The organism is Streptomyces cyaneofuscatus, from assembly GCF_000718135.1.
Classification (GTDB): Bacteria; Actinomycetota; Actinomycetes; order Streptomycetales; family Streptomycetaceae; genus Streptomyces; species Streptomyces cyaneofuscatus.
This window is the reverse complement of sequence record NZ_JOEM01000117.1, coordinates 1-214: the sequence shown is the minus strand read 5'-3', so window position 1 is coordinate 214 and position 214 is coordinate 1. Positions and strand designations below refer to the sequence as shown.

At 64.5% G+C, this 214-nt stretch carries 1 protein-coding gene; it reads right to left on the bottom strand.

Annotated features, from left to right (window positions below; translation table 11 throughout):
• Window positions 1–214 (bottom strand): AMP-binding protein (locus IF17_RS01000000137010; protein ID WP_032773258.1); only part of this gene is annotated, 214 nt, incomplete at both ends.

Below are 214 nucleotides of genomic sequence, written 5' to 3'. Positions count from 1 at the left end.
GGATTGCAGCACCCCCAGCAGGACTTCCGGGCTGCGGGTCACCTCCCGGGGCAGGATCACCAGCCGGCCACCGTGCGCCAGCGCGCCCCACACTTCCCACACCGAGAAGTCGAACGAGTAGGAATGGAACAGGGTCCATACATCCTCCGGCCCCAGGCCGTACTCCTTCACCCCATGCGTGAACAGCCGAACCACATTGCGATGTTCGATCACC